General features: G+C 69.1%; 28 protein-coding genes and 1 tRNA gene. 11 read left to right on the top strand and 18 right to left on the bottom strand.

The genetic code is table 11. The features are described from left to right. Positions 1–3 precede the first annotated feature (3 nt). The 4 genes from ntrX (at position 4) to hflX (ending at position 3,919) form a co-directional block, all read left to right on the top strand. Complete coding sequence (gene ntrX / locus DJ017_RS12740) at positions 4–1,398, top strand: nitrogen assimilation response regulator NtrX (protein ID WP_111529065.1); 1,395 nt, start codon at positions 4–6, stop codon at positions 1,396–1,398. Next, a complete protein-coding gene (locus DJ017_RS12735) occupies positions 1,398–2,261 on the top strand; it encodes a D-amino-acid transaminase (RefSeq protein ID WP_111529064.1) in 864 nt (287 codons plus the stop codon). Before ntrX ends, DJ017_RS12735 begins: the two co-directional genes overlap by 1 nt. 99 nt (positions 2,262–2,360) lie before the next feature. After that, entirely contained in the window at positions 2,361–2,606 is a 246-nt protein-coding gene (gene hfq, locus DJ017_RS12730; protein ID WP_111529063.1) for an RNA chaperone Hfq, read from the top strand. Further along, complete coding sequence (gene hflX / locus DJ017_RS12725; RefSeq protein ID WP_165830616.1) at positions 2,603–3,919, top strand: GTPase HflX; 1,317 nt, start codon at positions 2,603–2,605, stop codon at positions 3,917–3,919. The genes hfq and hflX overlap by 4 nt, the downstream gene beginning before the upstream one ends. Here the strand turns inward: hflX and mazG are convergent. The 9 genes from mazG to DJ017_RS12680 form a co-directional block, all read right to left on the bottom strand. Continuing rightward, a complete protein-coding gene (gene mazG / locus DJ017_RS12720) occupies positions 3,916–4,737 on the bottom strand; it encodes a nucleoside triphosphate pyrophosphohydrolase (protein ID WP_111529062.1) in 822 nt (273 codons plus the stop codon). The genes hflX and mazG overlap by 4 nt on opposite strands. 83 nt (positions 4,738–4,820) lie before the next feature. Then, positions 4,821–5,309 carry a hypothetical protein gene (locus tag DJ017_RS12715; protein WP_111529061.1) on the bottom strand — a complete coding sequence of 163 codons (489 nt, stop codon included), beginning with the start codon at positions 5,307–5,309 and terminating at the stop codon, positions 4,821–4,823. 78 nt (positions 5,310–5,387) lie between these two features. Then, positions 5,388–6,107, bottom strand: coding sequence for an SIMPL domain-containing protein (locus DJ017_RS12710; RefSeq protein ID WP_111529060.1), 720 nt, complete (start codon positions 6,105–6,107; stop codon positions 5,388–5,390). A gap of 110 nt (positions 6,108–6,217) precedes the next feature. Further along, complete coding sequence (purN, locus tag DJ017_RS12705) at positions 6,218–6,817, bottom strand: phosphoribosylglycinamide formyltransferase (RefSeq protein ID WP_111529059.1); 600 nt, start codon at positions 6,815–6,817, stop codon at positions 6,218–6,220. After that, complete coding sequence (locus DJ017_RS12700) at positions 6,801–7,652, bottom strand: MBL fold metallo-hydrolase (RefSeq protein WP_111529058.1); 852 nt, start codon at positions 7,650–7,652, stop codon at positions 6,801–6,803. The genes purN and DJ017_RS12700 overlap by 17 nt, the downstream gene beginning before the upstream one ends. Further along, positions 7,649–8,425, bottom strand: a complete 777-nt coding sequence (locus tag DJ017_RS12695; RefSeq protein WP_111529057.1) for a TatD family hydrolase — start codon at positions 8,423–8,425, stop codon at positions 7,649–7,651. The genes DJ017_RS12700 and DJ017_RS12695 overlap by 4 nt, the downstream gene beginning before the upstream one ends. 23 nt (positions 8,426–8,448) lie before the next feature. After that, positions 8,449–9,450 (bottom strand): DNA polymerase III subunit delta', encoded by a 1,002-nt coding sequence (locus DJ017_RS12690; RefSeq protein WP_111529056.1) that lies wholly within the window; start codon positions 9,448–9,450, stop codon positions 8,449–8,451. Next, positions 9,443–10,078, bottom strand: a complete 636-nt coding sequence (tmk, locus tag DJ017_RS12685) for a dTMP kinase (RefSeq protein ID WP_111529055.1) — start codon at positions 10,076–10,078, stop codon at positions 9,443–9,445. Before tmk ends, DJ017_RS12690 begins: the two co-directional genes overlap by 8 nt. 49 nt (positions 10,079–10,127) lie before the next feature. Beyond that, the gene (locus DJ017_RS12680; RefSeq protein WP_111529054.1) at positions 10,128–11,093 is read right to left on the bottom strand and encodes a septal ring lytic transglycosylase RlpA family protein; all 966 of its coding nucleotides are present in this window, start codon (positions 11,091–11,093) and stop codon (positions 10,128–10,130) included. A gap of 220 nt (positions 11,094–11,313) precedes the next feature. On the opposite strand from DJ017_RS12680, the gene DJ017_RS12675 reads away from it, so the two are divergent. From DJ017_RS12675 to DJ017_RS12665, 3 genes are all read left to right on the top strand, one after another. Further along, on the top strand, positions 11,314–12,177 hold the full coding sequence (locus DJ017_RS12675) for a sulfotransferase domain-containing protein (protein ID WP_111529053.1): 864 nt from the start codon (positions 11,314–11,316) through the stop codon (positions 12,175–12,177). A 110-nt stretch (positions 12,178–12,287) separates the two neighbouring features. Further along, positions 12,288–13,274, top strand: a complete 987-nt coding sequence (locus DJ017_RS12670; protein WP_227000219.1) for a glycosyltransferase family protein — start codon at positions 12,288–12,290, stop codon at positions 13,272–13,274. A 67-nt stretch (positions 13,275–13,341) separates the two neighbouring features. Continuing rightward, positions 13,342–13,431: transfer RNA gene (locus DJ017_RS12665), tRNA-Ser, on the top strand. A gap of 17 nt (positions 13,432–13,448) precedes the next feature. Here DJ017_RS12665 and DJ017_RS12660 read toward each other — a convergent pair. Next, positions 13,449–14,162: an MgtC/SapB family protein gene (locus tag DJ017_RS12660; RefSeq protein ID WP_165830614.1), complete on the bottom strand. Its 714-nt coding sequence runs from the start codon at positions 14,160–14,162 to the stop codon at positions 13,449–13,451. A gap of 223 nt (positions 14,163–14,385) precedes the next feature. Here DJ017_RS12660 and DJ017_RS12655 point away from each other — a divergent pair, with 223 nt between their 5' ends. After that, complete coding sequence (locus DJ017_RS12655) at positions 14,386–14,658, top strand: hypothetical protein (RefSeq protein ID WP_111529050.1); 273 nt, start codon at positions 14,386–14,388, stop codon at positions 14,656–14,658. Positions 14,659–14,661: 3 nt separating this feature from the next. On the opposite strand, the gene DJ017_RS12650 is transcribed toward DJ017_RS12655, so the two are convergent. The 5 genes from DJ017_RS12650 to DJ017_RS12630 all read right to left on the bottom strand — a co-directional run bounded on the left by DJ017_RS12650 (position 14,662) and on the right by DJ017_RS12630 (position 17,838). Next, complete coding sequence (locus tag DJ017_RS12650) at positions 14,662–15,060, bottom strand: TadE/TadG family type IV pilus assembly protein (protein WP_111529049.1); 399 nt, start codon at positions 15,058–15,060, stop codon at positions 14,662–14,664. After that, a complete protein-coding gene (locus tag DJ017_RS12645; RefSeq protein ID WP_111529048.1) occupies positions 15,050–15,469 on the bottom strand; it encodes a TadE/TadG family type IV pilus assembly protein in 420 nt (139 codons plus the stop codon). The genes DJ017_RS12650 and DJ017_RS12645 overlap by 11 nt, the downstream gene beginning before the upstream one ends. Beyond that, positions 15,470–16,759, bottom strand: coding sequence for a pilus assembly protein TadG-related protein (locus DJ017_RS12640; RefSeq protein WP_111529047.1), 1,290 nt, complete (start codon positions 16,757–16,759; stop codon positions 15,470–15,472). A gap of 75 nt (positions 16,760–16,834) precedes the next feature. After that, entirely contained in the window at positions 16,835–17,347 is a 513-nt protein-coding gene (locus tag DJ017_RS12635) for a TadE/TadG family type IV pilus assembly protein (RefSeq protein WP_111529046.1), read from the bottom strand. Then, entirely contained in the window at positions 17,344–17,838 is a 495-nt protein-coding gene (locus tag DJ017_RS12630; protein ID WP_111529045.1) for a TadE/TadG family type IV pilus assembly protein, read from the bottom strand. The genes DJ017_RS12635 and DJ017_RS12630 overlap by 4 nt, the downstream gene beginning before the upstream one ends. Before the next feature lie 221 nt (positions 17,839–18,059). Between DJ017_RS12630 and DJ017_RS12625 the strand changes: the two genes are divergently transcribed. Both DJ017_RS12625 and DJ017_RS12620 read left to right on the top strand, forming a co-directional pair. After that, entirely contained in the window at positions 18,060–19,568 is a 1,509-nt protein-coding gene (locus tag DJ017_RS12625; RefSeq protein ID WP_165830613.1) for a vWA domain-containing protein, read from the top strand. A 71-nt stretch (positions 19,569–19,639) separates the two neighbouring features. Next, a complete protein-coding gene (locus DJ017_RS12620) occupies positions 19,640–19,897 on the top strand; it encodes a hypothetical protein (RefSeq protein ID WP_111529043.1) in 258 nt (85 codons plus the stop codon). On the opposite strand, the gene DJ017_RS12615 is transcribed toward DJ017_RS12620, so the two are convergent. Next, positions 19,894–21,342: an MFS transporter gene (locus DJ017_RS12615; RefSeq protein WP_111529042.1), complete on the bottom strand. Its 1,449-nt coding sequence runs from the start codon at positions 21,340–21,342 to the stop codon at positions 19,894–19,896. The genes DJ017_RS12620 and DJ017_RS12615 overlap by 4 nt on opposite strands. Before the next feature lie 89 nt (positions 21,343–21,431). Between DJ017_RS12615 and DJ017_RS12610 the strand changes: the two genes are divergently transcribed. Next, entirely contained in the window at positions 21,432–21,668 is a 237-nt protein-coding gene (locus DJ017_RS12610; RefSeq protein ID WP_111529041.1) for a sulfurtransferase TusA family protein, read from the top strand. Here DJ017_RS12610 and DJ017_RS12605 read toward each other — a convergent pair. Beyond that, the gene (locus tag DJ017_RS12605) at positions 21,637–22,551 is read right to left on the bottom strand and encodes a YihY/virulence factor BrkB family protein (protein ID WP_227000131.1); all 915 of its coding nucleotides are present in this window, start codon (positions 22,549–22,551) and stop codon (positions 21,637–21,639) included. The two genes, DJ017_RS12610 and DJ017_RS12605, sit on opposite strands and share 32 nt — an antisense overlap. 282 nt (positions 22,552–22,833) lie before the next feature. Further along, on the bottom strand, positions 22,834–23,982 hold the full coding sequence (locus tag DJ017_RS12600; protein WP_111530089.1) for a CaiB/BaiF CoA transferase family protein: 1,149 nt from the start codon (positions 23,980–23,982) through the stop codon (positions 22,834–22,836). Between the last annotated feature and the right edge of the window lie 91 nt (positions 23,983–24,073).

Raw genomic sequence — 24,073 nt, 5'->3', positions numbered from 1 at the left:
TCGATGGCGTCTGACGTTCTTGTGGTCGATGACGAGGCGGACATCCGCGAGCTGGTGGCCGGCATCCTCACGGATGAAGGCTATGCGGTGCGGACCGCCAACGACTCGGAAAGCGCGCTCGCCGCGATCCGCGCGCGCAAGCCGGCCCTGCTCATCCTGGACATCTGGATGGCCGGCGGCGGCATGGACGGGCTCGAGCTGCTGGATCTGGTGAAGACGCTCGATGCGGACCTGCCGGTGATCATGATCTCCGGCCACGGCAACATCGAGACGGCGGTCAGCGCCATCAAGCGCGGCGCCTATGAGTTCCTCGAGAAGCCCTTCAAGTCGGACCGGCTGCTGCTGGTCGTCGAGCGGGCGCTCGAGACCTCCAGCCTGCGTCGCGAGAACCGCCGTCTGCGGGCGCAGGCGCTGACGCCGGAGGGACTGGTGGGCAAGTCCATGGCCGCCCAGCAGCTGCGCAACATGATCGCCAAGCTGGCGGGCGCGAACAGTCGCGTGCTGATCTCCGGCCCGCCGGGCTCGGGCAAGGAGACGGTGGCGCGGCTCATCCATGCCGCCGGCCATCGCGCGCGCAACGAGTTCGTCGTGCTCTCGGCGGCCGGGATGACGCCGGAGCGGATCGACGTCGAGCTGTTCGGTGAGGAAGGCGAGGGTGGGCGCCCCGCCAAGATCGGGGTCTTCGAGCGCGCCCACGGCGGCACGCTCTACCTCGACAAGGTCGCCGACATGCCGCGCGAGACCCAGAGCCGCATCCTGCGGGTCCTGGTCGAGCAGCGCTTCCGCCGCGTGGGCGGCACCTCCGACGTCCAGGTCGACGTGCGCGTGATCTCGTCCACCTCGCGTGACCTGCGCGAGGAGATCGCCGCCGGCCGCTTCCGCGAGGACCTGTTCCACCGCCTCAACGTCGTGCCGATCAATGTGCCGGGCCTGGCGGAGCGACGCGAAGACATCCCCGAGCTCGTCGACTACTTCATCGAGCGGATCTGCGAAGCCTCCGGCCTTCCCAAGCGGACGCTCGCGGACGACGCCATCGCCGCCCTGCAGGTGCGCCCCTGGCCGGGCAACCTTCGCCAGCTCCGCAATAACGTGGAACGCATCCTGATCCTGGCCCCCGGCCAGGCCGGCGATGCCATCGGCGCCGACATGCTGCCGGCCGAGGCGACCGTCAGCGAGCAGGCCACGAGCCTGGGCGCCGAGCGGATCATCTCCCTGCCGCTCCGCGAGGCGCGCGAGGTCTTCGAGCGCGAGTACCTGAACGCCCAGATGCTGCGCTTCTCCGGCAATATCTCGCGGACCGCCGCCTTCATCGGCATGGAGCGCTCGGCCCTGCACCGGAAGCTGAAGTCGCTGGGCCTCTCGGGGGCCCGGGCCGTGGAAGAAGAGGGGGTCGCCTGATGGGGCGCATCGCCTACGTCAACGGCCGGTTCGTTCCCCATGGCGAGGCCGTGGTCCACATCGAGGACCGCGGCTATCAGCTGGCCGACGCGGTCTATGAGGTCTGGGCGGTGTTCGGCGGCAAGCTGGCCGACGCCGAGGGGCACTTCGCACGCTTGGAGCGCAGCCTCTCAGAGCTCTCGATCGACATGCCGATGAGCCGCAAGGCCCTGACGATCGTGCTCAAGGAGGCACTGCGGCGGAACCGGGTCCGCGAGGGCATGGTCTACCTGCAGGTCAGCCGCGGCGTCGCGCCCCGCGAACACGCCTTCCCACTGAACCCGATCGCACCCAGCGTGGTGATCACCGTCAGCATGGTCGACCGGACCGTCAGCGAGGCCAAGGCGGCCAAGGGCGTGGGCGTCGTCACCACGCCGGAGAACCGCTGGGGCCGCTGCGACATCAAGACCGTGGGCCTGCTACCCAATGCGCTCGCCAAGCAGAAGGCGCGCGAGGCCGGCGCCGCCGAAGCCTGGTTCGTCGACGAGCTCGGGTTCGTGACGGAAGGCGCTTCTTCCAACGCCTGGATCGTCGACCGCGAAGGCCGCCTGCGGACGCGCGACACCAACGCCAACATCCTGCGCGGCATCACCCGCCGCACCCTGATGGACGTGATCGCGGAGGAGGGGCTTTCGGTCGACGAAAGGCCTTTCACGCCTGACGACGCCCATCATGCGCAGGAAGCCTTCATCACGGGCGCCGGGTCGCTGGTGCTGCCCGTGGTCAGCCTCGACGGCAAGCCGATCGGCGGCGGCAAGCCCGGCCAGGTGGCGATGAAGCTCCGGCGGCTCTATATCGAGCGGGCGAAGGCCACGGCCATCTGACGCGCATTGCGCGCGTCACAAAACCCGGTCTAGCGTGACTTTGCGTGTGTGGGCGGCGCCTTGGCCGTCCGTTGATAATCAAAAGAGGCGATCAAGCCGATGAGCGATAAGAAACAGAACCTTCAGGACACCTTCCTCAACAGCGTGCGCAAGTCGAAGACGCCGCTCACCATCTTCCTGGTCAACGGCGTGAAGCTGCAGGGTGTCGTGAGCTGGTTCGACAATTTCTGCGTTCTGCTCCGCAGGGACGGGCAATCGCAGCTCGTCTACAAGCACGCCATCTCCACCATCATGCCGGCTCAGCCTGTGCAGCTGTATGAGCCGGCCGAAGACGAGAACGATTGAGTTCCAAATCCATCGATCGTGAGGCGCCGGTCCAAGGCGCCGTTGTGATCCACCCGGACCGGGAGGGGCGGGGCCCTTCCCGGGACGCAGAGGCGCGCCTGGAGGAGGCCGTGGGCCTGGCCCAGGCGCTTGACCTGGATGTGCGCGAGACCCTCATCGCGCCCCTGCGCAAGCTCACGCCCGCCACACTGTTCGGCAGGGGCAAGGTGGACGAGATCGCCGACCTCGTGCGCATGGCCGAGGCCGACGTGGCGGTCGTCGACGACGCCCTGACGCCGGTGCAGCAGCGCAACCTCGAGAAGGCCTGGGACTGCAAGGTCATCGACCGCACCGGGCTCATTCTCGAGATCTTCGCCCGCCGCGCCCGCACGCGCGAGGGCCGCCTGCAGGTGGAGCTCGCGCGCCTGACGTACGAGCGCTCGCGCCTGGTCAGGACCTGGACCCACCTGGAGCGCCAGCGCGGCGGCTTCGGCGTCATGGGCGGTCCGGGCGAGACCCAGATCGAGACCGACCGGCGACTGATCTCGGAGAAGATCACCAAGCTCAAGAAGGAACTGCAGGAGGTGCGCCGCACGCGCACCCTGCAGCGCTCGGCCCGCAAGCGCGTGCCGTATCCGACGGTGGCGCTGGTCGGCTACACCAACGCCGGCAAGTCGACCCTGTTCAACCGCGTCACCCAGGCCGAGGTGCTGGCGGAGAACCTGCTGTTCGCCACCCTCGATCCGACCATCCGGACCCTCCGGCTACCCGACGGGCGGCCGGCGATCCTCTCCGATACGGTGGGCTTCATTTCCGACCTCCCGCACGAGCTGGTGGAGGCTTTCCGGGCGACCCTCGAGGAGGTCCGCGAGGCGGACGTCATCCTGCACGTCCGCGATATCGCCAGCGAGGAGAGCGACGCCCAGGCGGCGGACGTGCGCGAGGTGCTGGACCGGCTGGGCGTCGACATGGACGAGCGCCGAATCCTCGAGGTCTGGAACAAGGCCGACCTGCTCGACGCCGACGCGCGCGCGGCGGCCGAAGGCGACGCCCGGCGCGCCCATCCGCCGGCCATCCTCGTCTCCGCCGTGACTGGGGAGGGCTGCGACGAGCTGCTCCGGACGGTGGCCGGCCTGGTCGACGAGGCGCCGCCCATCGACGTCTATGCGCCGGCGGGCGAGGGGGCCGCGATCGCCTGGCTCTATCGCCATGGCCGGGTGCTGGAGCGCAACGACGGCAAGGACGGCTCGGTGCGCCTGGCCGTCAGCCTGACGCCCCAGGCCCTCGGTCAGTTCGAGCAGCTCTTTCCGCACGCCGAGGTGCGCGGAAACTAGGCCTTCTTGTCGGCCGCGCGGATCTCGTCCCACAGGGCGTCCATCTCGGCGAGGTCGGACTCGGCCGGAGTCTTGCCCCGTTCCGCGAGACGCTGCTCGATATAATGGAAGCGGCGGGTGAACTTGGCGTTGGTGGCGCGCAGCGCATCTTCCGGGTCGACCTCCAGCGTGCGGGCGAGGTTGGCCACGACGAAGAGCACGTCGCCCATCTCCTGGCGGGCCTTGTCGAGGTCGCCGGCGGCGATCTCGGCCTTCAGCTCCTCGACCTCCTCGTCGAGCTTCTCCAGCACTTCCTTGGCCGAGGGCCAGACGAAGCCGACGCCCGCGGCGCGTCTGGAGAGCTTCACGGCCCGGGTGAGGGCGGGCAGGCCGACCGGAACGTCATCCAGCAGGCTGTCGGCCTTGCCGGCGTTCTTCCCCGCGCGCTCGGCCGCCTTGAGTTGTTCCCAGCCCTGCTTCTGGTCGGCCAGGGAAGCGTAGGTCTCCGAGCCGAACACGTGCGGATGGCGACGGACCATCTTGTCGTTGATGGCGCGGGCCACGTCCTCGAAGTCGAACAGCCCCTGTTCCTCGGCCATGCGGGAATGGAAGACCACCTGCAGGAGGAGGTCGCCCAGCTCTTCCTTCAGCTCCGAGAGGTCGCCTCGCTCGATGGCGTCGGCTACCTCGTAGGCTTCCTCAATGGTGTAGGGCGCGATGGTGGCGAACGTCTGCTCGAGATCCCACGGGCAACCGTCCTGGCGATCCCGAAGACGCGCCATGATGGCCAGCAGACGGTCGATGGGCCGAAGGTCGGCGGGCGGGGCAGGCTTGGTCATGGGACTCCCGGGCGCCGAACAGCCGGATCGGCGCGGGGCGATCAGACCGCGCGCCGCGCAGCGACGCAACGCCCTTCAAGGGATCAGCGCCGGGCGAACGTCTCGGCGCCGGCCAGCCCGTAGGAGAAGCGCTGGATCGTCCAATCGGCGTCGGCCCAGGTGGACTGGTGGCGAGCCCAGCGGATGTCGGTCTCATAGTACTGGTAGGCGAGCGGCGTGACCTTACCGTCGGCAGCGACGATCCGGCCTTCGATCCTGGCGCCGCCGACCCCGAAGCTCTCGAAGGACAGGCCGGGCTTGTCCGTCATCTGCTTGAACGTCGGACGGTTGGGAACGGCGTCGACCAGGGTCAGCTCGACGCGCGCGTCGGGATAGGCGCCGCTCCGCGCGAGGCGGCGCTCCACGCCCTGCTTCAGCTCCTCGGCAAGCTCGCGGACGTCGCGCACGCCGTAGGTCTTTTCCGCCTTGGCCTGCAGCGCGGGGCCGATGGTCACGTCAACCTGGGGCGGCGCGGCCAGGGCCTGGGCGCCCGCGGCAAGGGCGAGGGCGGCGGCGAGGGCGATGATACGCATGGAAGGGGCTCCCTCCTCGTGTTCAGTAATAACTTAGGTAGGGAGCGGGGAACCGTCACGCAAACTGTTCGTGATGGTTCAGCGCAGCTGGTACCTGACCGTGGTCACCACACGCACTTTTTTGAATACCTGGGCGTTGGCGTCGTAGCCGATCTCGTCGCGTCCGAGGATCTCGAAGGAGCCCTGGGTGGCCTCGCGGATCAGGCCGAGGGCGGAACCGGAATCGTGCGCAAACTGCTGGGCGCCGGAGCGGGCGCTCGCGGTGGCCTCGGCGATCATCGCGGGACGCACGTCGTTGAGCCGCGTGAAGAGGTACGACGGGCCCTGGTAGTTCTGCAGGACCACACCGCCGCGCACCAGGGCGTCGAGACGCCGGGTCGCGGCCTGGACAAGGTCCACATTGGTGCTGCGGACGATGACCGTCTGGGCCACGCGATAGCGCGCCTGGGGCTGGTTCGGCTGGTATTCCTGGGCGAAGCGGTCGCTGACCTCGAGCTTTCCAAGGTCGATCTCGTCGGGCTTGAAACCCTGGGCCGTCAGGAAGCGGCGCACGGTGGCGACGTCCGCATCGATCTTGGACTGCACGGCGTCGAGGGAATCGCCGGCGGCCGCGAACGGAATCGGCAACACGGCCATGTCCGCCTTGACGATCCGCTCCGAAAGACCGCGCACGGTCACGGTGCGGTCGGCCGTCCGGAAATGCTCGAGGCTGCGGCCGACGAGGGCGCCGCCCGCGACAAGACCAACGGCCACCAGCGCCGCCGCGCTGATCCCGAGAAGAAGCTGTCGATCGGCCATGCGCCACCTCCAGGCCGAGGAGAGGGTCGCGAGGGGCGAGATGTCAACGAGCGGAGCCGCAGCTCCGTTTATCGCCTAAGATAGATTATCGGAAATATCAGACGAGGGAATCAGGGCAGCTGGAGCTCGCCCCGCGCCACCTTCTGCAGGGTCTCGACGAAGAACGACGGCTCCGCCGCCCGCACGCGGGCTTCCAGCGTCTCGACGGTGTCGCCGCTCTCCACCGGCACGCTGCGCGCCGCCAGTGTCGGTCCGTGGTCGTATTCCTCGTCGACCAGGTGGATAGCCACGCCGCTCTCCGACACACCGGCCGCCAGCACCGCCTCGTGGACGCGTCGGCCGTACATGCCGTGACCGCCGAACCGCGGCAGCGGACCCGGATGGATGTTGATCACCCGGCCGGCGTAACGCGCCAGGGTCTTGGGTCCGAGCTGGCGCAAATAGCCTGACAAGACAACGAGTTCGACCCCATGGCTGGCCAGCGCCTCGGCCAGCGCCGCATCGGCCGCGGCAGGATCGGCCTGCGTCGGGATACAGAGCGCCGGAATCTTCTGGCTGCGGGCGAATTCGAGCGCGGCGGCGCTCTTGTTGTTGCTGACCATCAGCCGCGGCTCGGCCGCCAGCTCTCCGGACCGGATCGCAGCGACAATCGCCTGCGCGCTCGAGCCTGCGCCAGACGCGAGGAAACCGAGCTTAAGCGACGGTTTCATTGAAGAATTCAGACCCCAGCTCATGTTCGAAGCGAAGCCCGTCGAACGCCGGCTCCACGCCGCTCGGCAGTTGCTTCGCCAGATCCTCGAAGTCGAGGTCGATATGCAGATTCGTCAGGATGGCGCGCCTGGGCCGAACCTGCGCGATCCACTCCAGCGCCCGTTCGACGTGGGCGTGGGTCGGGTGCGGTCGCCAGCGCAGAGCGTCGACGATCCAGACGTCCACCCCCGCCAGCGCCTCGAACGCGGCCTCGTCCAGGTTCACCACGTCGCTCGAATAGGCGACGTCCCCGAACCGGTAGCCCACCGAGCGGACGCCGCCATGGTCCTGGTCGAAGGTGACGACCGGAATGGCGCCGGAAGGCCCCTCCACCGTCCAGCGCTCGCCATGGGCCGGGAGCCGGCGCCTGTCGAGGATCGCCGGATAGCCGCCCTCGCCTTCGAACACATAGCCGAAGCGCCGCATCAGGGAGGCTTCGGTGGCTTCGTCCATGTAGGCCGGAAGCCTCGCGCGCTGGCGAAGGAAGAAGGCGCGCACGTCGTCGATGCCGTGCACCTGGTCGGCGTGGTCATGGGTGAACAGCACCGCGTCGATGCGCTTCACTCCGGCGCGGGCGGTCTGCAGCCGCAGGTCCGGCGAGGTGTCGACCAGCGCCGTGGTCTCCAGGAACGGCTCCTGGCCCCTACGCCGCACCAGCATCGAGCAACGGCTGCGCAGGTTCCGCGGATCGCCGGGATCGCAGGCGCCCCATTCGCCGTCGGCGCGCGGCACGCCGCCCGAGGAGCCGGAGCCCAGGATGGTGATCTCCAGAATTCCGCCCGCCGAGGCGCTCATGGCCGCGGGATCCGGTCGAAGAGGGCGAAGAAGGCGTCGGCCGTGCGCGCCTCGGTCTCCGCGGGCGTCCAGCCGCGGACCTCGGCCAGCTTGGCTGCGACCTGCGGCAGGAAGGCCGGCTCGTTGCGGCGCCCGCGGTAGGGCGTCGGCGCGAGATAGGGGCAGTCCGTTTCGAGGATGATGCGATCGCCCGGCATGTGGCGGATCACCTCGCGCACGTCCTCGGCCGCCTTGAAGGTGGCGATGCCGGAAACGGAGAACCAGGCGCCGAGCGCCGCCGCCCGCCGGGCGAGCTCCGCGCCCGAGGTGTAGCAGTGCATCAGGATCCGGAAGGCGCCCTTGGCATGCTCTTCCTCGAGGATCTCGCCCATCACCGCATCGGCCTCGCGGGTGTGGACCACGAGCGGCAGGCCGGTCTCGCGCGCGGCGGCCACATGGGCGCGGAACACCTTGGCCTGAATGTCTCGCGGGCTGAGGTCGTAATGGAAATCGAGGCCGCACTCGCCGATGCCGACGACCCGGGGATCGGTGGCGATGTCGACCAGGGTCCTCGGCGAGAGGTCCGGATCCTCCTTCGCCTCGTGCGGGTGCGTGCCGACGGTGCACCAGATGTCCGGATGCTGGGCGACCAGTCGGACCTTCTCGTAGTTCGAGACCTTGTCGCAGATGTTGACCATCAACCGGACGCCGGACGCGAGCGCGCGCGCGATGACCGCTTCGCGGTCCTCGTCGAAGGCGGGAGCGTGCAGGTTGACGTGGCTGTCGATGAGCATTCGAGCGAGGGTCTCGGATGCGCCTAGGCGCGGGCCGCCTGACGCAGTTCGGTGAGCGCCGAAAAGAGCGCATCCGTGCGGTCGAGGTTCAGGGCCTCGACCTCCCGCGGCAGGCGCTGGAGCGTCTCCCACGCCTGGGCCCAGCGATCAAGCGGTCCCACCCCCTCCTCGGCCAGGCGCGAGGCCTGGGCGTGCACCCGCTCGGCGAGGCGCTCGAACAGCAGGTTGAACTGGGTCGGCCCCTCCCCGCCCCGGAAGCGATCGGCGAGCGAGAGCGCCAGGCTCTCGTCCAGCCGCGGCAGCTCGGCGAGGATCGCGCGGGCCGCGTCGTCGACCACGATGGCCCCGGCGGCCGCCAGTTGCAGCGCCCGGCCCGGAGCCCCCTGCCCCATGCTCGCTAGCCTCAGCGCCTCCTCAGTGTTGACGTCCGCGCGCCGGCGCACGAACTCGGCGGCCACCTCCAGGTCCAGCGGCTGGAACGCCAGCCTGCGGCAGCGTGACCGGATCGTCGCCAACAGCCGCCCGGGCGAATGGCTGACCATCAGCAGCACGCCCCGCGGCGGCGGCTCCTCCAGGGTCTTCAGCAGGGCGTTGGCCGCATTCATATTGAGGTCGTCGGCGGCGTCGATGATGGCCACGCGGTGCGGCGCGCTGGCGGGCGACTTGGAGAAGAATTCCGAGAGCCTGCGCGCGTCGTCCACCGGGATAACCTTGCGCGGCTTGCCGTCCTCGCCGACACGCTCCAGCACCAGGAGGTCGGGATGCGAACGGGCGGCGACCTGTCGGCTCACCGGGTGCTCGGGATCGGCGCCCAGCACGCCGTGTGACGGGTCCGGCGCCGCGCCGAGCAGCCGGCGGGCGGCGCGGTAGGCGAAGGTGGCCTTGCCCACCCCCTCGGGCCCGGTGAGCAGCCAAGCATGGTGCAGCCGCCCCCTGGCGCGGGAGGCCTCGAAGGCCTCCTCCTCGGCCACGTGGCCTTCCAGTTCGAAGACCTCCCGCGGATGCGGAACCTCGACCTCAGCCATGGACGGCGAGCCGGGCTTGGACAGTGGACCAGACCTGGGCCTCCACGGCCTCGATGGTGTCGTCGGCGTCGATGACGGCGCAGCGCTCCGGCTCTGCCTGGGCGATCGCCAGGAAGCCTTCTCTCAGTCGCTCGTGGAAGGCCATGACCTTGGATTCGAAGCGCATCTCCGCGCCGGGGCGAGCCGTGGCGCGGGCCAACCCCGTCTCCGGCGGGAAGTCGAAGATCAGGGTGAGGTCGGGCCGCACGTCCTCGAGGATGAAGCGCTCCAGGGCGGCGATCAGCGCCGGATCGGTCCCACCGGCGGCGCCCTGATAGGCGCGGGTGGAATCGGCGAAGCGATCGCAGACCACCCAGGCGCCACGGTCGATGGCGGGACGGATCACGCGCTCGATGTGATCGCGCCGGGCCGCATACATCAGCAGGGTCTCGGTGACCGGCGACCAGCGGTCGGCCGCGCCGTTCAGCACCAGTTCGCGGATGCTCTCGGCTCCCGGCGAGCCGCCCGGCTCCCGGGTGGCGACGACCTGACGGCCCTCGGCCTCCAGGCGCGCGACAAGGCGCTTGAGCTGGGTCGATTTACCCGCGCCCTCGCCGCCTTCGAATGTGATGAACCGCCCGCGCGACACGGGTCCAACATGGCCGCTTCGCCGGAGAAGTCCAGCGGAAGCGGCGCGATCAGAACGGACGGATCACCCGGGCGTCGGCGAAGCCGATGTCGGCCACCTTCTGGCGCAGCTCCTCGGCCTGGTCCTGGTCAGGCAGCCCGTTGAGCACCACGCGATAGAGCGTCGTGCCGTTGCGCGAGACCGGCTCGACGACGGCGGCTCCGGCGGCCGCCAGGCGCGCGACCGCCTTCTGGGCGTTCTCGGGCGTGGAGAAGGCGCCGGCCTGGACCCGGAACGCCGCCGCGCTGGTCGTGGCTTCGAGCTTTGGCGCGGTCGCAGCCTCCGGCTCCAAGGGAGCGGCCGCCGCCGGCTTGGGCAGCGGCGCGAGGGTCTGGCTGGCGATCTCGATGGCGGGAGCCTTGGCCGGGGGCGCGGCCGTGAGGATCAGGTCGCTGGCGGGCGGCGCAGACGGCTTCGGCGGCGGTGGCGGCGCGGGGGCCGCCACTGGCGGGCTGGGCGGCGGCGTGTAGCGGGCGAAGCGGCGAGTGTCCTCGCCGTAGAGCGGGGCCGGCCCGATGTAGCGCACCCGCACCTTGGCCAGGCCCTGCCGATCGTAGCCGAGCTGGCGGGCCGCCTCGTGGCTGAGGTCGATGATGCGACCGTCCACGAACGGGCCACGGTCGTTCACCCGCACGATCAGCTTGCGCCCGTTGTCGAGATTGGTGACCTCCACCAGCGAGGGCATGGGCAAGGTGGTGTGGGCCGCGCTGGGGATGTCCTTGTCGAAGATCTCGCCGTTGGCGGTGGCCTTCATGTGGAACTGGTCGCCATACCAGGAGGCGACGCCGACCTCGTTGTAGTTCGGCTGCTCGCGCGGCACGTACCAGACCCCGCCGACCTGATAGGGCAAGCCGACCTTGTAGCCCGGGGCGCCCGCCGGCCGCGGCGCATGGGTCGCCAGACGCGGCCCGGTGGAGGCGCAAGCCGCGAGGCTCGCGCCGGCCACGGCCACAACCACCCATCGCATCGTCGCCATCGCGCCACCCTGCCCTTGCGGAGAGCATCACGCTCGCACGGCGAAGTTTTCAGCAGGGTTAACAGTCGGTTGCCGGATCGCTTTCGAATGCTCGGTATTGTATAGCGCGCGCCGGCCACAATCATTGCGCGCATAAAAGCGGAGCTGTAAGCAGGTTCGGTCTCGACTCGGATGGACGGCCGACGTGGAGCGATCACGAGGGCGCGACCTGAGTGAGGACATGAAGGATATCGTCTGGATCGTCAGCTATCCGCGCTCGGGGAACACCTTCCTGCGCGCCCTGCTGTCCAACTACTTCAGCGACGCCGGCCGGCCGCTGACGCTTGCCGAGATCGGCGCGACCACGATCGGCGAACACGACGAGCAACTGTGGACCGCCCTCACCGGCCAGGCGCCGGCCGATCGTACGATCGAGGCCCAGTGGCGGAACCGCCTGGCCTACATCGAGAAACGACGGGAGCGGGCCGGTCCCGAGCAGCGGTTCTTCAAGGCCCACACGCTGAACAGCACGGCCTATGGCGTTCCGGGTTTCGCCTTCACGCCGGGCGACCGGATCCTGCACGTGGTCCGCCATCCCTGCGACGTGGCCCTGAGCTGCGCCGCCTATTGGGGGATCGACCAGGACAAGGCCGTTCAGCGGCTCCTGAATCCCGGACTGGTGGTCAACGGCAAGCCGAACCACGGTTACGAGGTGCTGGGCTCGTGGGAGCAGCATACGCGCTCCTGGCTCGGCGCCTCGACGCCGCCGGTCCATCGCATCCGATACTTCGACCTGGCGGAGAACACCCTCGAGACCCTGCGCGGAATCATCGCCTTCCTCGGCCACGAGCCCAACCCCTACCGCCTCAAGGCCGCGGTCGCCTTCGCGAGTTTCGACACGCTGAGCGCCCAGGAGGGCATGTTCGGTTTCGTGGAAGGCCAGCAGCCGCAAGGCGGCCAGTTCTTCAGGGTCGGCAAGGCGCTCCAGTGGCCGGGAAAGCTCGAGCCCGAGCAGGTGCGGGCGCTGACGGAGCCGGTGCAGGACGTTCTCGACGACCTCGGCTTCTCCGCCTTCGTGGCTCAGCGTCTAGCCGGCGCCGCCTGACAAGGCGCGGCGGTGGAGCGCCCTCTTGCCCGCTGCTATAGCCGCCGACGCAGATGGCTCACCTCCACCTCCATTTCGTCCACCATCGACCCAGGTTTCTGGACGTGCGCATGGCCCTCCCGGCCAAGGCGCTCGCCGGCATCGAGGGGCTGGACGTGGCCGAGGGCGGCGGGCTGGACCTGAGCGCCTTTCCCGGCGAGCCCAAGCTGATCGTTCATCAGCGGCACATGCCGTGGGAGGATCCCGACCGCCTCGCCCCCCTCCGCCGGACCATCCAGCGCGGGTGGGTGCATGTCTTGGAGTTCGACGACCATCCTGACCTGGTCGCAGCGGTCAACCGGACCCGGATGCGGCCGGAGCACTGGGAATACCTCGCCGCCTTCCACGCCATCCAGACGTCGACCGAACCGCTGGCGGACCTGTTCCGACGGCACAACCCGGAGGTGGCCGTCTTTCCGAACGCCGCCTTCGCCCTGCCCGCCCCCGAGCGTAAGGCGGCGCGCCGGGTGTTCTTCGGAGCCCTGAACCGCACCGCCGCGGGGGTTGAGGCCGCGCGGGCCCTGGGTCCCCTCGCGAAGGCCCGCGCCGACGTCGAGTTCGTGGTCGTCGCCGATCGCGAGGTGTTCGAGGCGCTGGGCGCGGCCAACGCCACCTTCAGCCCGGCCCTGGATTACCAAGCCTACCTCGACCTTCTGCGGACCTGCGAGATCGCCCTCTCACCGCTCGGCGACAGCGCCTATGAGGCCTGCAAGAGCGATCTGAAGTTCATCGAGGCCGCCGCCAACGGCGCCGTCACCATCGCCTCGCCGACTGTCTATGCGGCAACCATCCGCGACGGCGTGACCGGCCTCATTGCGCGCGCGCCGGAAGACTGGCCGCGGCTCCTCCAGCGCCTCCTGGACGACGCGGCCCTGCGCCAGCGCCTGGCCGGCGCGGCGCACGACTATGTACGCGGCGAGCGGCTGTTCGCCCGTCAGGTCCCCGAGCGCGTCGCTTGGTACCGCTCGCTCTGGGACCGGCGCCTCGAGCTGACCGAGGCGATCGGTCAGCGCGTTCCCACCATGCGCGCCCGCTTCGACGAACTTCGCGCAGCCTGAAGGGAGGCCCCACCCCCGTCACGACGCCCTTGGCTTCATCGCCCCCCCGTGGCATCGGGGGCCGCCTGGACAGGTGGCCGAGTGGTTTAAGGCAGCGGTCTTGAAAACCGCCGTGGGTTCGCGCCCACCGTGGGTTCGAATCCCACCCTGTCCGCCACGGGCCAGCCCCTCGCGCTATCCCGACGTCGGCGCGGGCTCCCAATCGGCCTTCAGTACGGCCTCGTTCGCCGCCAGGGCCGCGAGCCAGTCGGGCTCGCGCCCGCGATCCGTCTCATGGCCGCGCCATTCCAGTTCGGTCCGCGCCTCGTAGCGCTCGGCCCCGTCCTCGTACCGCACCGCCCAGAAGACGATGCGATGCCCCGTCGTCTCGATCGCCCTGCGCAGTTCGACCTCAGGAAGACCGCCCCGCAAGGCGCAGACGGTGAGGCCTGCACGGAACTTGCGCGACATCTTCATGTCCGCCCAGCGAAGGCCCCACAGCAGGACGAACCCCACGGCCGTGGCCGCCGCGCCCAGAGCCAGCGCGCCGGCGCCGAAGCAGATGCCCACAACGGTCATGAACCAGATGGTGGCCGCGGTGGTCACGCCGCTGACCACGTTGCCGCGGCGCACGATGGCGCCGGCGCCGATGAAGCCGATCCCGGAGAGCACGCCGAGCGGCAGGCGCATGACGTCGATCTGGGCGAACTTGGAGGGGTCCTTGCCGCTGGTGCCCAGGAGGGCGTTGGCCAGCACCATGGCCAGGCACGCCGCCAGGCAGACGAGCACGGTGGTGCGCAGGCCCGCGGCCTGGCTCCGCTCCTCGCGGTTGAAACCGATCAGGGCGCCGGCGAGCACCGCCAGCGCGATGCGCACCGCCATGTCCTGCCAGGTCAACTCGAGCGGCATCGTCACCTCCCGACCGATGAAAAAGCCTGGCCGCAGGTTGGTTCCGGGCCGGATCCGAGTGGCGGAAGGCCAGATTTTCGAAAACCTGGAATGACGGCGGAACCGTAGCCAAGCTCCGCCGTTGTGGCCGGCAGGTGGGAGCGCGACCATGGACCAAGACCTCGATGCCCCCTCACAAAACCTCGCGAACGCTTCGAGAGCGCCGGATGCGGGCGGGATCGCCATGCGCGTGATGGATCGGCTGCGCCCACGGGCGGAGCAGGCGGTGCTCTGGATCCATCGCCAGGCCGACCGGTTGGACCTGATCCCGAGCGAATTCGGCGACGAGACGCCGGTGGACCGTGAGGATGCGGGCTCCGTCGCCCGCGAATGGCTGCGGCAGGCGAAGCTCTGGGCGGCCTACAATCCCGAGCAGATGCTGGCCCTCAAGGCCGGCGCGGCGGCCCTGGGCGGCGCCCTCCTGGTGCTGGTGCTGATCGTCGCGGCGATCCGCTGAGGCTCAGGCGGCGGGCACCGTGACGCTGGCGTTGAAGGTCAGGTTGTAGGTCGGCAGCAGGGGAACCGAGAGCGGATAGGCGTAGCTGGAGGTGGCCTTGAACACCTTGGCGCTCGGATTGGAGATGTCGGACGCCAGGGTCACCTTGACGCTGTTCGCGCCCGGGACATCCGAAAGGTAGCCCAGCATCTGGCTGCGGAGCTGGGCCTGGGTGGTCGTCGGCGAGATGAGCAGCGAGCGGGCGCTGGTCTCCAGCGCCCAGCGGACGCTCGCGCCATAGTGCAGCGCCAGGCCGAGCTGGAAGACGCCGAACAGCATCACGAAGAAGATGGCCGCGAGCAGGGAGAACTCCACCGCCGAGCCGCCCGATCGGTCGCGCAGGAAACGGACCCTAGCGGACACGGATCACCTCCGTCTCCTTGAGGCTCCGATGCTGGATCGCGCCGTCGAAGGCGCTGCTGGCGGTGAGCGTCACCGTGGTCGTGGGTGTCTGGCCCGCCGTGCAGGCGCTCGAGCAGCTGGTGGCCGCGCCGCCGCAGGCGCAGGCGCGCGCCAGGCTGAAGCTCGCGTTGGCGGGCCTGTGCGGCCAGGCGGCCAGGGCGGCCGTCTGGGCAGCCGTGTCGTCGGTCCCGCCCACCTGGTAGTAGCGCGCGCCGGTCTGCACCGCCGTGCGCATGTCCAGCGACTGGCTGATCATCATCCAGCCATCCCAGCCCAGGATCAGGACCGAGGCGAGGACCGGAGCGATGAGCGCGAACTCGATGGCCGTGACGCCGCGCCGATCGCGCCAGAGGGTGGCGAGGCGCGTCATCTATTCCACCAGCTTCACGGCGTTGCGCGAAGGGATCTTGGCCATGCCCTCGGCCGTGCAGTCCACATCGAACGTGGCGCTACCGGACCAGCTGACCGTGTCCCCGATCACATAGGTGCAGCCGTTCGCACCGGAGAAGTTGCCATTGTAGGCGACCGCCTGCGTCGGAAAATAGAGGTTGCCCGTCAACTTGGAGGTGCTGTCGCCGTTGAACAGGTTCGTCGCGCCGCCGCTGCTGGACCGATCACCGAAGAACAGGATGCCCGAATAGGTCCCGCTGGTCGGCGCGGTCAGCCGCACGGTCGAATTGCCCTGCATGCTCACCCGCGCGCCACCGGTGAGATAGATGGTCACGCCCGTCCCCGCGACGAAGGCGTTGGCGCCGATGCTGAAGCCGCTGCCGCCGACGTAATAGACGCCGGGCGCCAGGGTGTCGTTGCCCTTCAGGCTGAGGCCGTTGCAGTAGTATCCGGCCGTGAGCGCAGCGCCGTTGTAGCTAGATTGCGTGTTGCACGGTCCCTGCGGCGAGGGCGTCTCCAGATCCTTGTAGGGATCGGCGACGGACGGGGCGTTGGCCATGCCGCCAGGGCACTGGGAAAGGGTCATGCCCCCGTTGTTGGCGATGCCGCCAGCCGTCTCGGCGCAATCGGCGGTCATGTTGCCCGAACCCCAGACGTGCAGGGCGTCGGCGGCCGTCGAATTCGAGGCGACGTCGCAGCCGCTCAGGTTCATCGCAGCGTTGCCGGTCACGTCCACGGCGCGGCTGGCCGTCTTGCTGAGGGCGACGATGCAGGCGTTGGACGACACCTGATAAAGCGCCACGGCCCGCCGATGGAGCACCACAGGCGTGCTGGTCAGCACGGCGGTGAAGAAGCGCGGCTCGGTCTGGGTGAGGATCACCTCGACGGCCTTGTTGGTGGTGTTCGGCCCCGAGGTCGGGGGCGTGTTCACCTGGATCGTTCCGCTGGCCGACAGCCAGCCATTGGAGGTGGCGGCCGTCGACGCCGCGGACTGGACCGCCGTCGTGCCGGAGCCTCCGAGAAGTTCGAGCGCGCCCGCGAAGGCCGCGGCGTCCGCGGCCGCCTGCAGCCGCTGATGCTTGTAGAACTGGTAGCTCGTCTCGGCGGCGAAGGCCGCGCCGGCCGCCACCACCGGCATCCCGAAGGCGAAGATGATCGCGACATTGCCGGACTTGGCGGCTCGGAAACGATCGGCCCACGCTCGCCATGCGCTGAGAGAGAGGCCGAGACGACGCCGGCCGCAGCCGGCCTGATGAGATCGCAGCACCATGGGCGCAGGATCGCTCCCGCGCGCTTAATAATCGGCTGAACGGCTTGGTTTACCAGCGTTGACGATTGGCGGGGGCTACACCTTCGGGATCTGGTTCACGAGCCGGGGCCGGATGTAGGCGTGGCGTACGAAGTGGATGGTGTTCGGCAGCAGGTAGCGGATTGGCGAGGTGTAGTCGTAGGAGACGTCGGCGACGATGGCGCTCTCTCCCGCCCCCAGATAGCCCACCGGGACCGAGGGCGCGCCGGCGAGCGTCCAGTTGTTGTTGTCGGTCCAGTCGAGGCCGACCACGCCCTTGCTGTCGGCAGTCATGCTCGAGATCCGCAGTCCCAGGTGCGAAACGGGCAGCGGGTTCACCAGCATCTGTCCAGCGTAATAGGTGTCGTCGAGCTGCGCCTTGCTGACGGTCCGTCCCTGGCTCACCACGTCTGCCATTGCGGCGGCGACGTGGGCGATCCGTCGCTGCGCCTCGAAGGCGCGCACGAGTTCCACCGAACCCAGTTGCAGGGTCACCAGGATCGGGAAAGTCAGCGCGAACTCGACCGCGGCGGCGCCGCGCCGGTCAGCTCGGAAGCGGCGCAGGCTCATCCGAAGGGCTCGTTCTTGAAGGTGGTGCGCGCGTCGAGCAGCACGGCCGCGGCGCCCGATTGCTGATAGTCGAGCGTGAAGAAGGGCATGAAGAAAGGCCAGCGGTAGGTCGCCTTCACGAGGATGATGTCACCCTCTCCTCCCCTGTCGAACTGATTGGCCGGCGCATCGCCCGCCGCCGCGCTGGCGGAGGCGAAGTTCGAAAACTTGCGGACACTGACGTTGAGCTTGGCGAGGCACGAGTTCCGCGGCTCGAACATGCCGGAGCACACCGCATCACGGAACTCGCTGGCGCTCGTCGGGGCGCCCGTGTCCCCCACCCTGATCTTGCGCGACGCCGCCTGCACGGAATTGTCGAGGGTGTTGGAGACCAGGCCCACGATGCCGATCTCCACCGTCCCGACGATGATTCCGATCAGCAACGGCAGCACGAGCGCGAACTCGATCGCCGTCGCCCCCTGCCGATCCGATGCGAATGCCCTGGTCCACATGCCTAAGCCACCTCAACCGTACCGGACTTTGCAAGATCGGGGTTAAGGAAGCAGTGCATACCTATGGTTGCCCTCCGTTCACCTAAGTCCGAAGCGCACGATTAACCCCACAACAATAGGTTGCCGGCTCGATACCGCGTCTTCGAAGGCGCTCGGACGGATGAACCACGATGCTTCGGTGGCTTCGGTCAGCACTGCGGGACAATCGCGCCAACGTCGCCGTGACGGTAGCGCTTTCGCTTGCGCCCCTGTCGCTCGCCGCCCTCGGCGCACTGGACATCGCGCGCGCCACCGCGGCCAAGCTCGTCCTCCAGGACGCGCTCGACGCGGCGACCCTGGCCACGGCCAAGAGCACGGCCTCCGACGCCACCCAGCTTCAGACGACCGGCGACCGGATCCTGCACCAGAACCTGGTGCTCGATTCCAGCGTCACCCTCGCCTCGGACACCTTCGTCTTCGGGACCGGTGGGACGGTCATCGCCAACGCCTCGGCCGCCGTGCGCCCTCTGGTCATCGGCTTCATCACCGGCGGCAACATCATCGTGGGCGCCCACACCGAGGTGAAACGCGCCGGCTATGAGCTGGAGATCGCCCTGGTGCTCGACAACACCGGCTCGATGCAGGGCACGAAGCTCAAGAACCTGAAGACCGCGGCCGGAAACTTCATCGACACCATGGCCAAGGCGGCCGCGCAAACGACCGACCCGAACGCGGTGAAGATCTCGCTCGTGCCGTTCTCGCAGAGCGTCCGCGTGGATTCGAGCTACGCCTCGGCGACATGGCTCGACGTCAATGGCGCCTCGACCGCCAACAACGCCCTGTTCCCGGACGACAACGGCGCGCCGCAACAGACCAGGCGCTTCGATCTGTTCAATCAGCTGGGGATCACCTGGGCCGGCTGCGTCGAGATGCGCAAGCCGCCCTACGACATCGACGACACCGCCCCGGACTCCACGGCCGAGGCCCTGGTGGTGCCCTACTTCGCACCCGACGAACCGGACAACTCGGACAGCAACGGCCAGGGCTACTCGAACAACTACATCAAGGACAAATCGGGCCACACCAACCAGCGCGGGGCGCAGAGCGACACGGCGAAGTACAAGAACGCCAGCGTCAACGCCTGGAGCAGCCGGGGCCCGAACAACGGCTGCGACATGCAGGCCCTGCAGCGGCTGACGACCAACTGGACGGCGCTGAAGTCCGCGATCAGCTCGATGAAGGCCACGGGCCAGACCAACATCCCGCTTGGCATGGCGTGGGGGTGGCACACCCTGTCGCCGAACACCCCCTTCGCCGACGGCGTCGCTTACGGCACGCCCAAGCACAAGAAGATCGTGATCCTGATGACCGACGGCGAGAACACCATGTTCAACGCGCCGAACATGGGCAGCACGCCCACGAACGCCAACGTCACCGACTACAACGGCGCGGGCTATCTGTGGGAAGGACGGCTCCTCAACCCGACCACAGGGCAACCGCTGGTTTCAGGCACGGAGGCGGACCGCACCGCCGCCCTCGACGATCGGCTGCAGAAGCTCTGCGCCAACATGAAGGCCAAGGACATCGAGATCTATACGCTGAGGGTCGAGGTCACGAACGGGACGAGCACCGTGCTGCAGAGCTGCGCCTCGGGTGCGGACCACTATTTCGACGTGAAGAACTCGGCGAGCCTCGACGCCATCTTCCAGCAGATCGCCAACGGCATCGCTTCGCTGCATCTTTCGAAATAGCTCGCCCGGTGATTTGAGGGGCGCGAGGCTTGGCCGCGGCAACAGACATCGCTCACCGGCGTTAGACCGCCATGAGTGACTACCACGACCTTTCGGCCGACGAGCGCGCCATTCTTCGCAGCGCCATGGACGGCCCGGTGGAGGACCGCGACCCCGCCGTCCTCGGCCTCTGTCTGCGGCTCTGCGGCCGCAGGCTGTTGCAGCGGGCGGGCAGCGCCGCGGCGGCCAATGGCTGGCGCGGATCGCCACACGCCTTCATGCTGACCCGGGACGGCTGGGCTCTGGTGAAGGCGCAGCGCCTCTATCGGCCTCTCCGCCGCGCGGGTTAGGGCTCCTCGCCGCCCAGCAGGGACAGCGGAGGGGCGACGGCCTCCAGCGACCGACGCTCCGCAGAGACGCCGAGCACGAGCTGCACGGCCGCGGCCACCAGCATGAGCCCACCGCCCAGCAGGTATCCCAGGAAGATGCGCCAGCGCTCGCCGGTGTCGATCAGCGCCCCGAACAGGGCCGGGCCACCGACGCCGCCCAGGAGAGTGCCGAAGGCGTAGAACAGCGAAATCGTGATCGCCCGCGTCTCCAGCGGGAACAGCTCGCCCACCGTCAGATAGGCCGCGCTGGCCGCCGCCGACGCGAAGAAGAAGATGACGCTCCAGGCGAGCGTCTGGCTTTCGGCGGTCAGGAGCCCGGCGGCGAACAGCCAACCGGTGGCGCAGAGCAAGGCCCCGGCTATGCCATAGGTCGACGCGATCATGGTCTTGCGGCCGAGACTGTCGAATAGCCGCCCCAGCACCAGCGGGCCCGCCACGTTGCCGAGCGCAAACGGCAGCATGAACAGGCCGACGTTACGGTCTGGAATTCCGTAGAATTTCGTCAGGATGATCGCGTAGGTGAAGAAGATCGCGTTGTAGCAGAAGGCCTGGGTGGCCATCAGCACGATCCCCAGGATCGTCCGTCGGGGATGGGCGCGGAACAGGGTGGCGGCGATCTCCGCCCAACCGGTCTCCTCACGGCGAGCGAAGCGCAGCTTCCGAATGGGCTCGATCTGCGGCGGCAGGGCCGTGTGGCGCTCGATGCGGCGCTCGATCTGGCGGACGATCTCCTCCGCCTCCTCTGGGCGGCCATGGGTCATCAGCCAGCGCGGGCTTTCCGGGATGAAGCGGCGCACGAATATGATCACCAGCGCCAGGAGGCCGCCGATCACGAAGGCCAGCCGCCAGCCCCACGCCTGCGGAACGACCGCGGGATCCAGCACCACCAGGGACCCGAGCGCGCCGAGGGCCGCCCCGACCCAGAAGGTGCCGTTGACCGCCAGGTCGGTGTAGCCCCGCCGGCGGGCCGGGATCAGCTCCTGGATGGCCGAGTTCACCGCCCCGTACTCCCCGCCGATGCCGGCGCCGGTGAGAAAGCGGAAGGCCATGAACGACCAGACGTCCCAGGACAGGCCCGTCGCGATCGTGGCCAGGAGATAGAGGCCGACCGTGGCGGTGAACAGCTTGCGTCGTCCGAGCTTGTCCGTGAGCCGTCCGAATACCAGCGCCCCGATCACCGCGCCGAGGATGTAGGCGCTGCCGCTCAGCCCCACCTCGCTCGAGGACAGGTCGAGGGCCGCCGGGCTGGCGATGGCGGGCGACAAGGAGCCGACGAGCGTCACCTCGAGCCCGTCGAGAATCCAGGTGACCCCCAGCGCAATGACCACCAGCCAGTGGAAGCGGCTCCACGGGAGCCGGTCCAGCCGCGCCGGAACGTCGGTGTCGAACGCCTCCCCCTGTCGCATCTTCGGTATGGTCCCCAAACCGGCCGTGCGGCCACAACGCGCGAAGGCAGCGCTTGGGTTCCTCGGACCAAGGCCTTAAGGCTCCAGCGATGAGTTTCGAGGAGATCCTGGTCGACGCGCGTGGGCACCGATGCCCGGTGCCGACCCTGCGGCTGCGGCGGGCCCTGGAGGCCGCGCCTGCGGGAGCGCGGCTGCGCCTGCTCGCGGACGACCCCCTGGCGCGGATCGACGTGCCGCACTTCGCGGCCGGCTTGGGCGTGGAGATCCTGGACCGCGGCGAGGACGCCGGAGTCCTCAGTTTCGTGATCGCGAAACCACCGGCCTGACGCCGCGCAGGTCCGGGATGGCGGGCTTCGGCGAACTGGCGTCGATCGCGAGCTCGACCTCGGTCGCGAGCGCGCCGCCGAAGAAGATCGCGTTCACGTTCCACGACAGCCAGATCAGGAAGACGATGACCGTCGCCAGCGAGCCGTAAGTCGCGCCTAGATGGGCGATCTGCTCGACGTAGAAGGCGATGGCCCAGGAGGCGAACAGGCAGAGCGCCGCCGCCGCGAGGCCGCCCAGCATTGAGGCGCGCCAGACGACCGGGCGGCGGGACATGGCGAAGCGATAGATCAGGGAAAGGCCCAGCGTCAGGCCCACGCTGGCCCAGGTCCACTCGCTGAGCAGCCAGGACACCCCGCGCAGCGGCCGCAGCTCGAACGCCGAGCCCATGATGCGCAGGCCGAAGAAGATGGCCGAAATCACGCCCAGCGCGGCGAAGGTGGCGATCAGCACGGCGCCTGCGAGCAGGTTGAAGCCCACGAAGCCGTGCGGCTCGTCCTCGTCATGGATGAAGGAGAGCCCCGCGAGCAGCGCCTTGAAGCCGCGGTGCGAGGCGTAGATCGCGACCACCAGGGCGAGGCCGCTCTGGGTGGACATGGCCACATGCGGCGTCTGCACCAGCCGCATCAGTTCGCTCTGGAAGATATCGCGCACGCCGGCGGGCATGACGGTGGAGAGCGCCCTGCCCTCGGCCGCGGCCTGGGCCGGGTCGGCGAGCAGGCTGTAGAGGCCGATCAGGATGGCCAGCGCCGGGAAGATCGCCAGCATGACGAAGAACGACACACCGCCCGTGTAGAGCATGACGTCGCGGCCCCAGAGGCGCGTCAGCGCCCGCCCGAGGACCAGCAGGCCCATGCGCAGCCAGTGGGTCGGGTCCCAATCCATGCTGCGGAGACGGGAGAGGATGCGGGGAGGGAGCATCGGGGCGGAGGGTGCTGAGGAACGTGGCCGGGCGCAAGCCTCGAAGCTGAACTGTCCCCAGCCCTACCCCATCAGGCCCCACCCATCAGACGCCAAAACGGCGCGCCACCGGGTTGGGGGTGGCGCGCCGCCGATGGGCGTGTCGTTCCATCCGGGCCGACCGCCGCTTCGAGGGACGGGAGAGCGCGACGACCGACCGTCACGCGTTATCGTCCCCGGCGGCTGAACCCAGGCTGAACGGGGTCTTCAGGAAACCGTCTCAAGTCCTAACGCGCCGGCCTTGGCCAGGGCGTCGATGTCGGAGGCCGAGAAGCCCCAGTCGCTGAGCGCCTCGCGGTCGTGGGCGCCGATCTTCGGCGGCGGCCCCTGGATCGCGCCCGGCGTGGCCGAGAAGCGCGGCGCGGGCGCCGGTTGAACGACGCCGGCCACTTCCACGAAGGTCTTGCGGGCGACGTTGTGCTCATGCTTCGGCGCCTCGTCGAGGTCGAGCACCGGGGCGAAGCAGACGTCGGTGGCGCCCATGATCCTCGTCCACTCGTCGCGGCTCTTGGTGGCGATCACCTTGGCGAGCTTCTCACGCAGCTCGGGCCACATGCCGCGATCCATCTGCTTGGCAAAGTCCGGATCCTGGATCCCGGTCTTCTCCATGAGCAGGGCGTAGAACTGCGGCTCGATGGAGCCGATCGAGACCCACTTGCCGTCGGCGCACTGGTAGGTGTCGTAGAAGTGGGCGCCGCCGTCGAGCATGTTCGCCCGCCGCTCGCTCGACCACATGCCCGAGGCCTTGAAGCCGTAGAACATCGCCATCAGGGAGGCGGCGCCGTCGCTCATGGCGCAGTCGACCACCTGACCCTGGCCGCTCTGGCGGGCGTTGATCACCGCGGCCAGGAGGCCGAACGCGAGGTAGAGGGCGCCGCCCCCGAAGTCGCCGACCAGGTTCAGCGGCGGGACGGGCTTGTCCTTGGTGCCGATGGCGTGCAGGGCGCCGGTGATGGCGATGTAGTTCATGTCGTGGCCGGCGGCCTGCGAATAGGGACCGGTCTGGCCCCAGCCCGTCATGCGGCCGTAGACGATCTTTGGATTGCGCTTCAGCACCACGTCGGGGCCGAGCCCCAGGCGCTCCATGACGCCGGGACGGAAGCCCTCGAACACCACGTCGGCGCTCTCCATGAGCTTCAGGCAGGTCTCCACCGCCGCGGGGTTCTTGAGGTCGAGGGCGACCGAGCGACGGCCGCGCGAGGTGATGTCGCTGGGCGCGCCGCCACGGCCCGCGCCCTTGCGGTCGATGCGGATGACGTCCGCGCCGAGGTCCGACAGCAGCATGCCGGCGAAGGGCCCCGGCCCGATCCCGGCGAACTCGATGATCTTGAGGCTGGAGAGCGGTCCCTGGCCCATGTTCTTCCTCCTGGTCTTGCCGGCCATCTAGAGCGCCTGCCGCGCGGTCAGCCAAGCGCCTTGCATCGCCCTTGGCGCCGGGCGCGCCCGC

Source organism: Phenylobacterium soli, assembly GCF_003254475.1.
Taxonomy (GTDB): Bacteria; Pseudomonadota; Alphaproteobacteria; order Caulobacterales; family Caulobacteraceae; genus Phenylobacterium; species Phenylobacterium soli.
The sequence above is the reverse complement of the archived record's forward strand: the minus strand, read 5'-3'. Positions and strand labels throughout refer to the sequence as shown.

Excerpts from the sequence above, each read along its gene's own strand:
- DJ017_RS12610 (WP_111529041.1), top strand. The coding sequence starts at position 21,432 with ATGAGTTTCGAGGAGATCCTGGTCGACGCGCGTGGGCACCGATGCCCG.
- DJ017_RS12735 (WP_111529064.1), top strand. The coding sequence starts at position 1,398 with ATGGGGCGCATCGCCTACGTCAACGGCCGGTTCGTTCCCCATGGCGAG.
- hfq (WP_111529063.1), top strand. The coding sequence starts at position 2,361 with ATGAGCGATAAGAAACAGAACCTTCAGGACACCTTCCTCAACAGCGTG.
- DJ017_RS12680 (WP_111529054.1), bottom strand. The coding sequence starts at position 11,093 with ATGGCGACGATGCGATGGGTGGTTGTGGCCGTGGCCGGCGCGAGCCTC.
- DJ017_RS12630 (WP_111529045.1), bottom strand. The coding sequence starts at position 17,838 with ATGTGGACCAGGGCATTCGCATCGGATCGGCAGGGGGCGACGGCGATC.
- DJ017_RS12620 (WP_111529043.1), top strand. The coding sequence starts at position 19,640 with ATGAGTGACTACCACGACCTTTCGGCCGACGAGCGCGCCATTCTTCGC.
- DJ017_RS12600 (WP_111530089.1), bottom strand. The coding sequence starts at position 23,982 with ATGGGCCAGGGACCGCTCTCCAGCCTCAAGATCATCGAGTTCGCCGGG.
- DJ017_RS12655 (WP_111529050.1), top strand. The coding sequence starts at position 14,386 with ATGCGCGTGATGGATCGGCTGCGCCCACGGGCGGAGCAGGCGGTGCTC.
- DJ017_RS12695 (WP_111529057.1), bottom strand. The coding sequence starts at position 8,425 with ATGCTCATCGACAGCCACGTCAACCTGCACGCTCCCGCCTTCGACGAG.
- DJ017_RS12635 (WP_111529046.1), bottom strand. The coding sequence starts at position 17,347 with ATGAGCCTGCGCCGCTTCCGAGCTGACCGGCGCGGCGCCGCCGCGGTC.
- ntrX (WP_111529065.1), top strand. The coding sequence starts at position 4 with ATGGCGTCTGACGTTCTTGTGGTCGATGACGAGGCGGACATCCGCGAG.
- DJ017_RS12660 (WP_165830614.1), bottom strand. The coding sequence starts at position 14,162 with ATGCCGCTCGAGTTGACCTGGCAGGACATGGCGGTGCGCATCGCGCTG.
- DJ017_RS12615 (WP_111529042.1), bottom strand. The coding sequence starts at position 21,342 with ATGCGACAGGGGGAGGCGTTCGACACCGACGTTCCGGCGCGGCTGGAC.
- DJ017_RS12605 (WP_227000131.1), bottom strand. The coding sequence starts at position 22,551 with ATGGATTGGGACCCGACCCACTGGCTGCGCATGGGCCTGCTGGTCCTC.
- DJ017_RS12715 (WP_111529061.1), bottom strand. The coding sequence starts at position 5,309 with ATGCGTATCATCGCCCTCGCCGCCGCCCTCGCCCTTGCCGCGGGCGCC.
- DJ017_RS12640 (WP_111529047.1), bottom strand. The coding sequence starts at position 16,759 with ATGGTGCTGCGATCTCATCAGGCCGGCTGCGGCCGGCGTCGTCTCGGC.
- mazG (WP_111529062.1), bottom strand. The coding sequence starts at position 4,737 with ATGACCAAGCCTGCCCCGCCCGCCGACCTTCGGCCCATCGACCGTCTG.
- DJ017_RS12675 (WP_111529053.1), top strand. The coding sequence starts at position 11,314 with ATGAAGGATATCGTCTGGATCGTCAGCTATCCGCGCTCGGGGAACACC.
- DJ017_RS12690 (WP_111529056.1), bottom strand. The coding sequence starts at position 9,450 with ATGGCTGAGGTCGAGGTTCCGCATCCGCGGGAGGTCTTCGAACTGGAA.
- DJ017_RS12700 (WP_111529058.1), bottom strand. The coding sequence starts at position 7,652 with ATGAGCGCCTCGGCGGGCGGAATTCTGGAGATCACCATCCTGGGCTCC.
- DJ017_RS12670 (WP_227000219.1), top strand. The coding sequence starts at position 12,288 with ATGGCCCTCCCGGCCAAGGCGCTCGCCGGCATCGAGGGGCTGGACGTG.
- DJ017_RS12645 (WP_111529048.1), bottom strand. The coding sequence starts at position 15,469 with ATGACGCGCCTCGCCACCCTCTGGCGCGATCGGCGCGGCGTCACGGCC.
- DJ017_RS12710 (WP_111529060.1), bottom strand. The coding sequence starts at position 6,107 with ATGGCCGATCGACAGCTTCTTCTCGGGATCAGCGCGGCGGCGCTGGTG.
- purN (WP_111529059.1), bottom strand. The coding sequence starts at position 6,817 with ATGAAACCGTCGCTTAAGCTCGGTTTCCTCGCGTCTGGCGCAGGCTCG.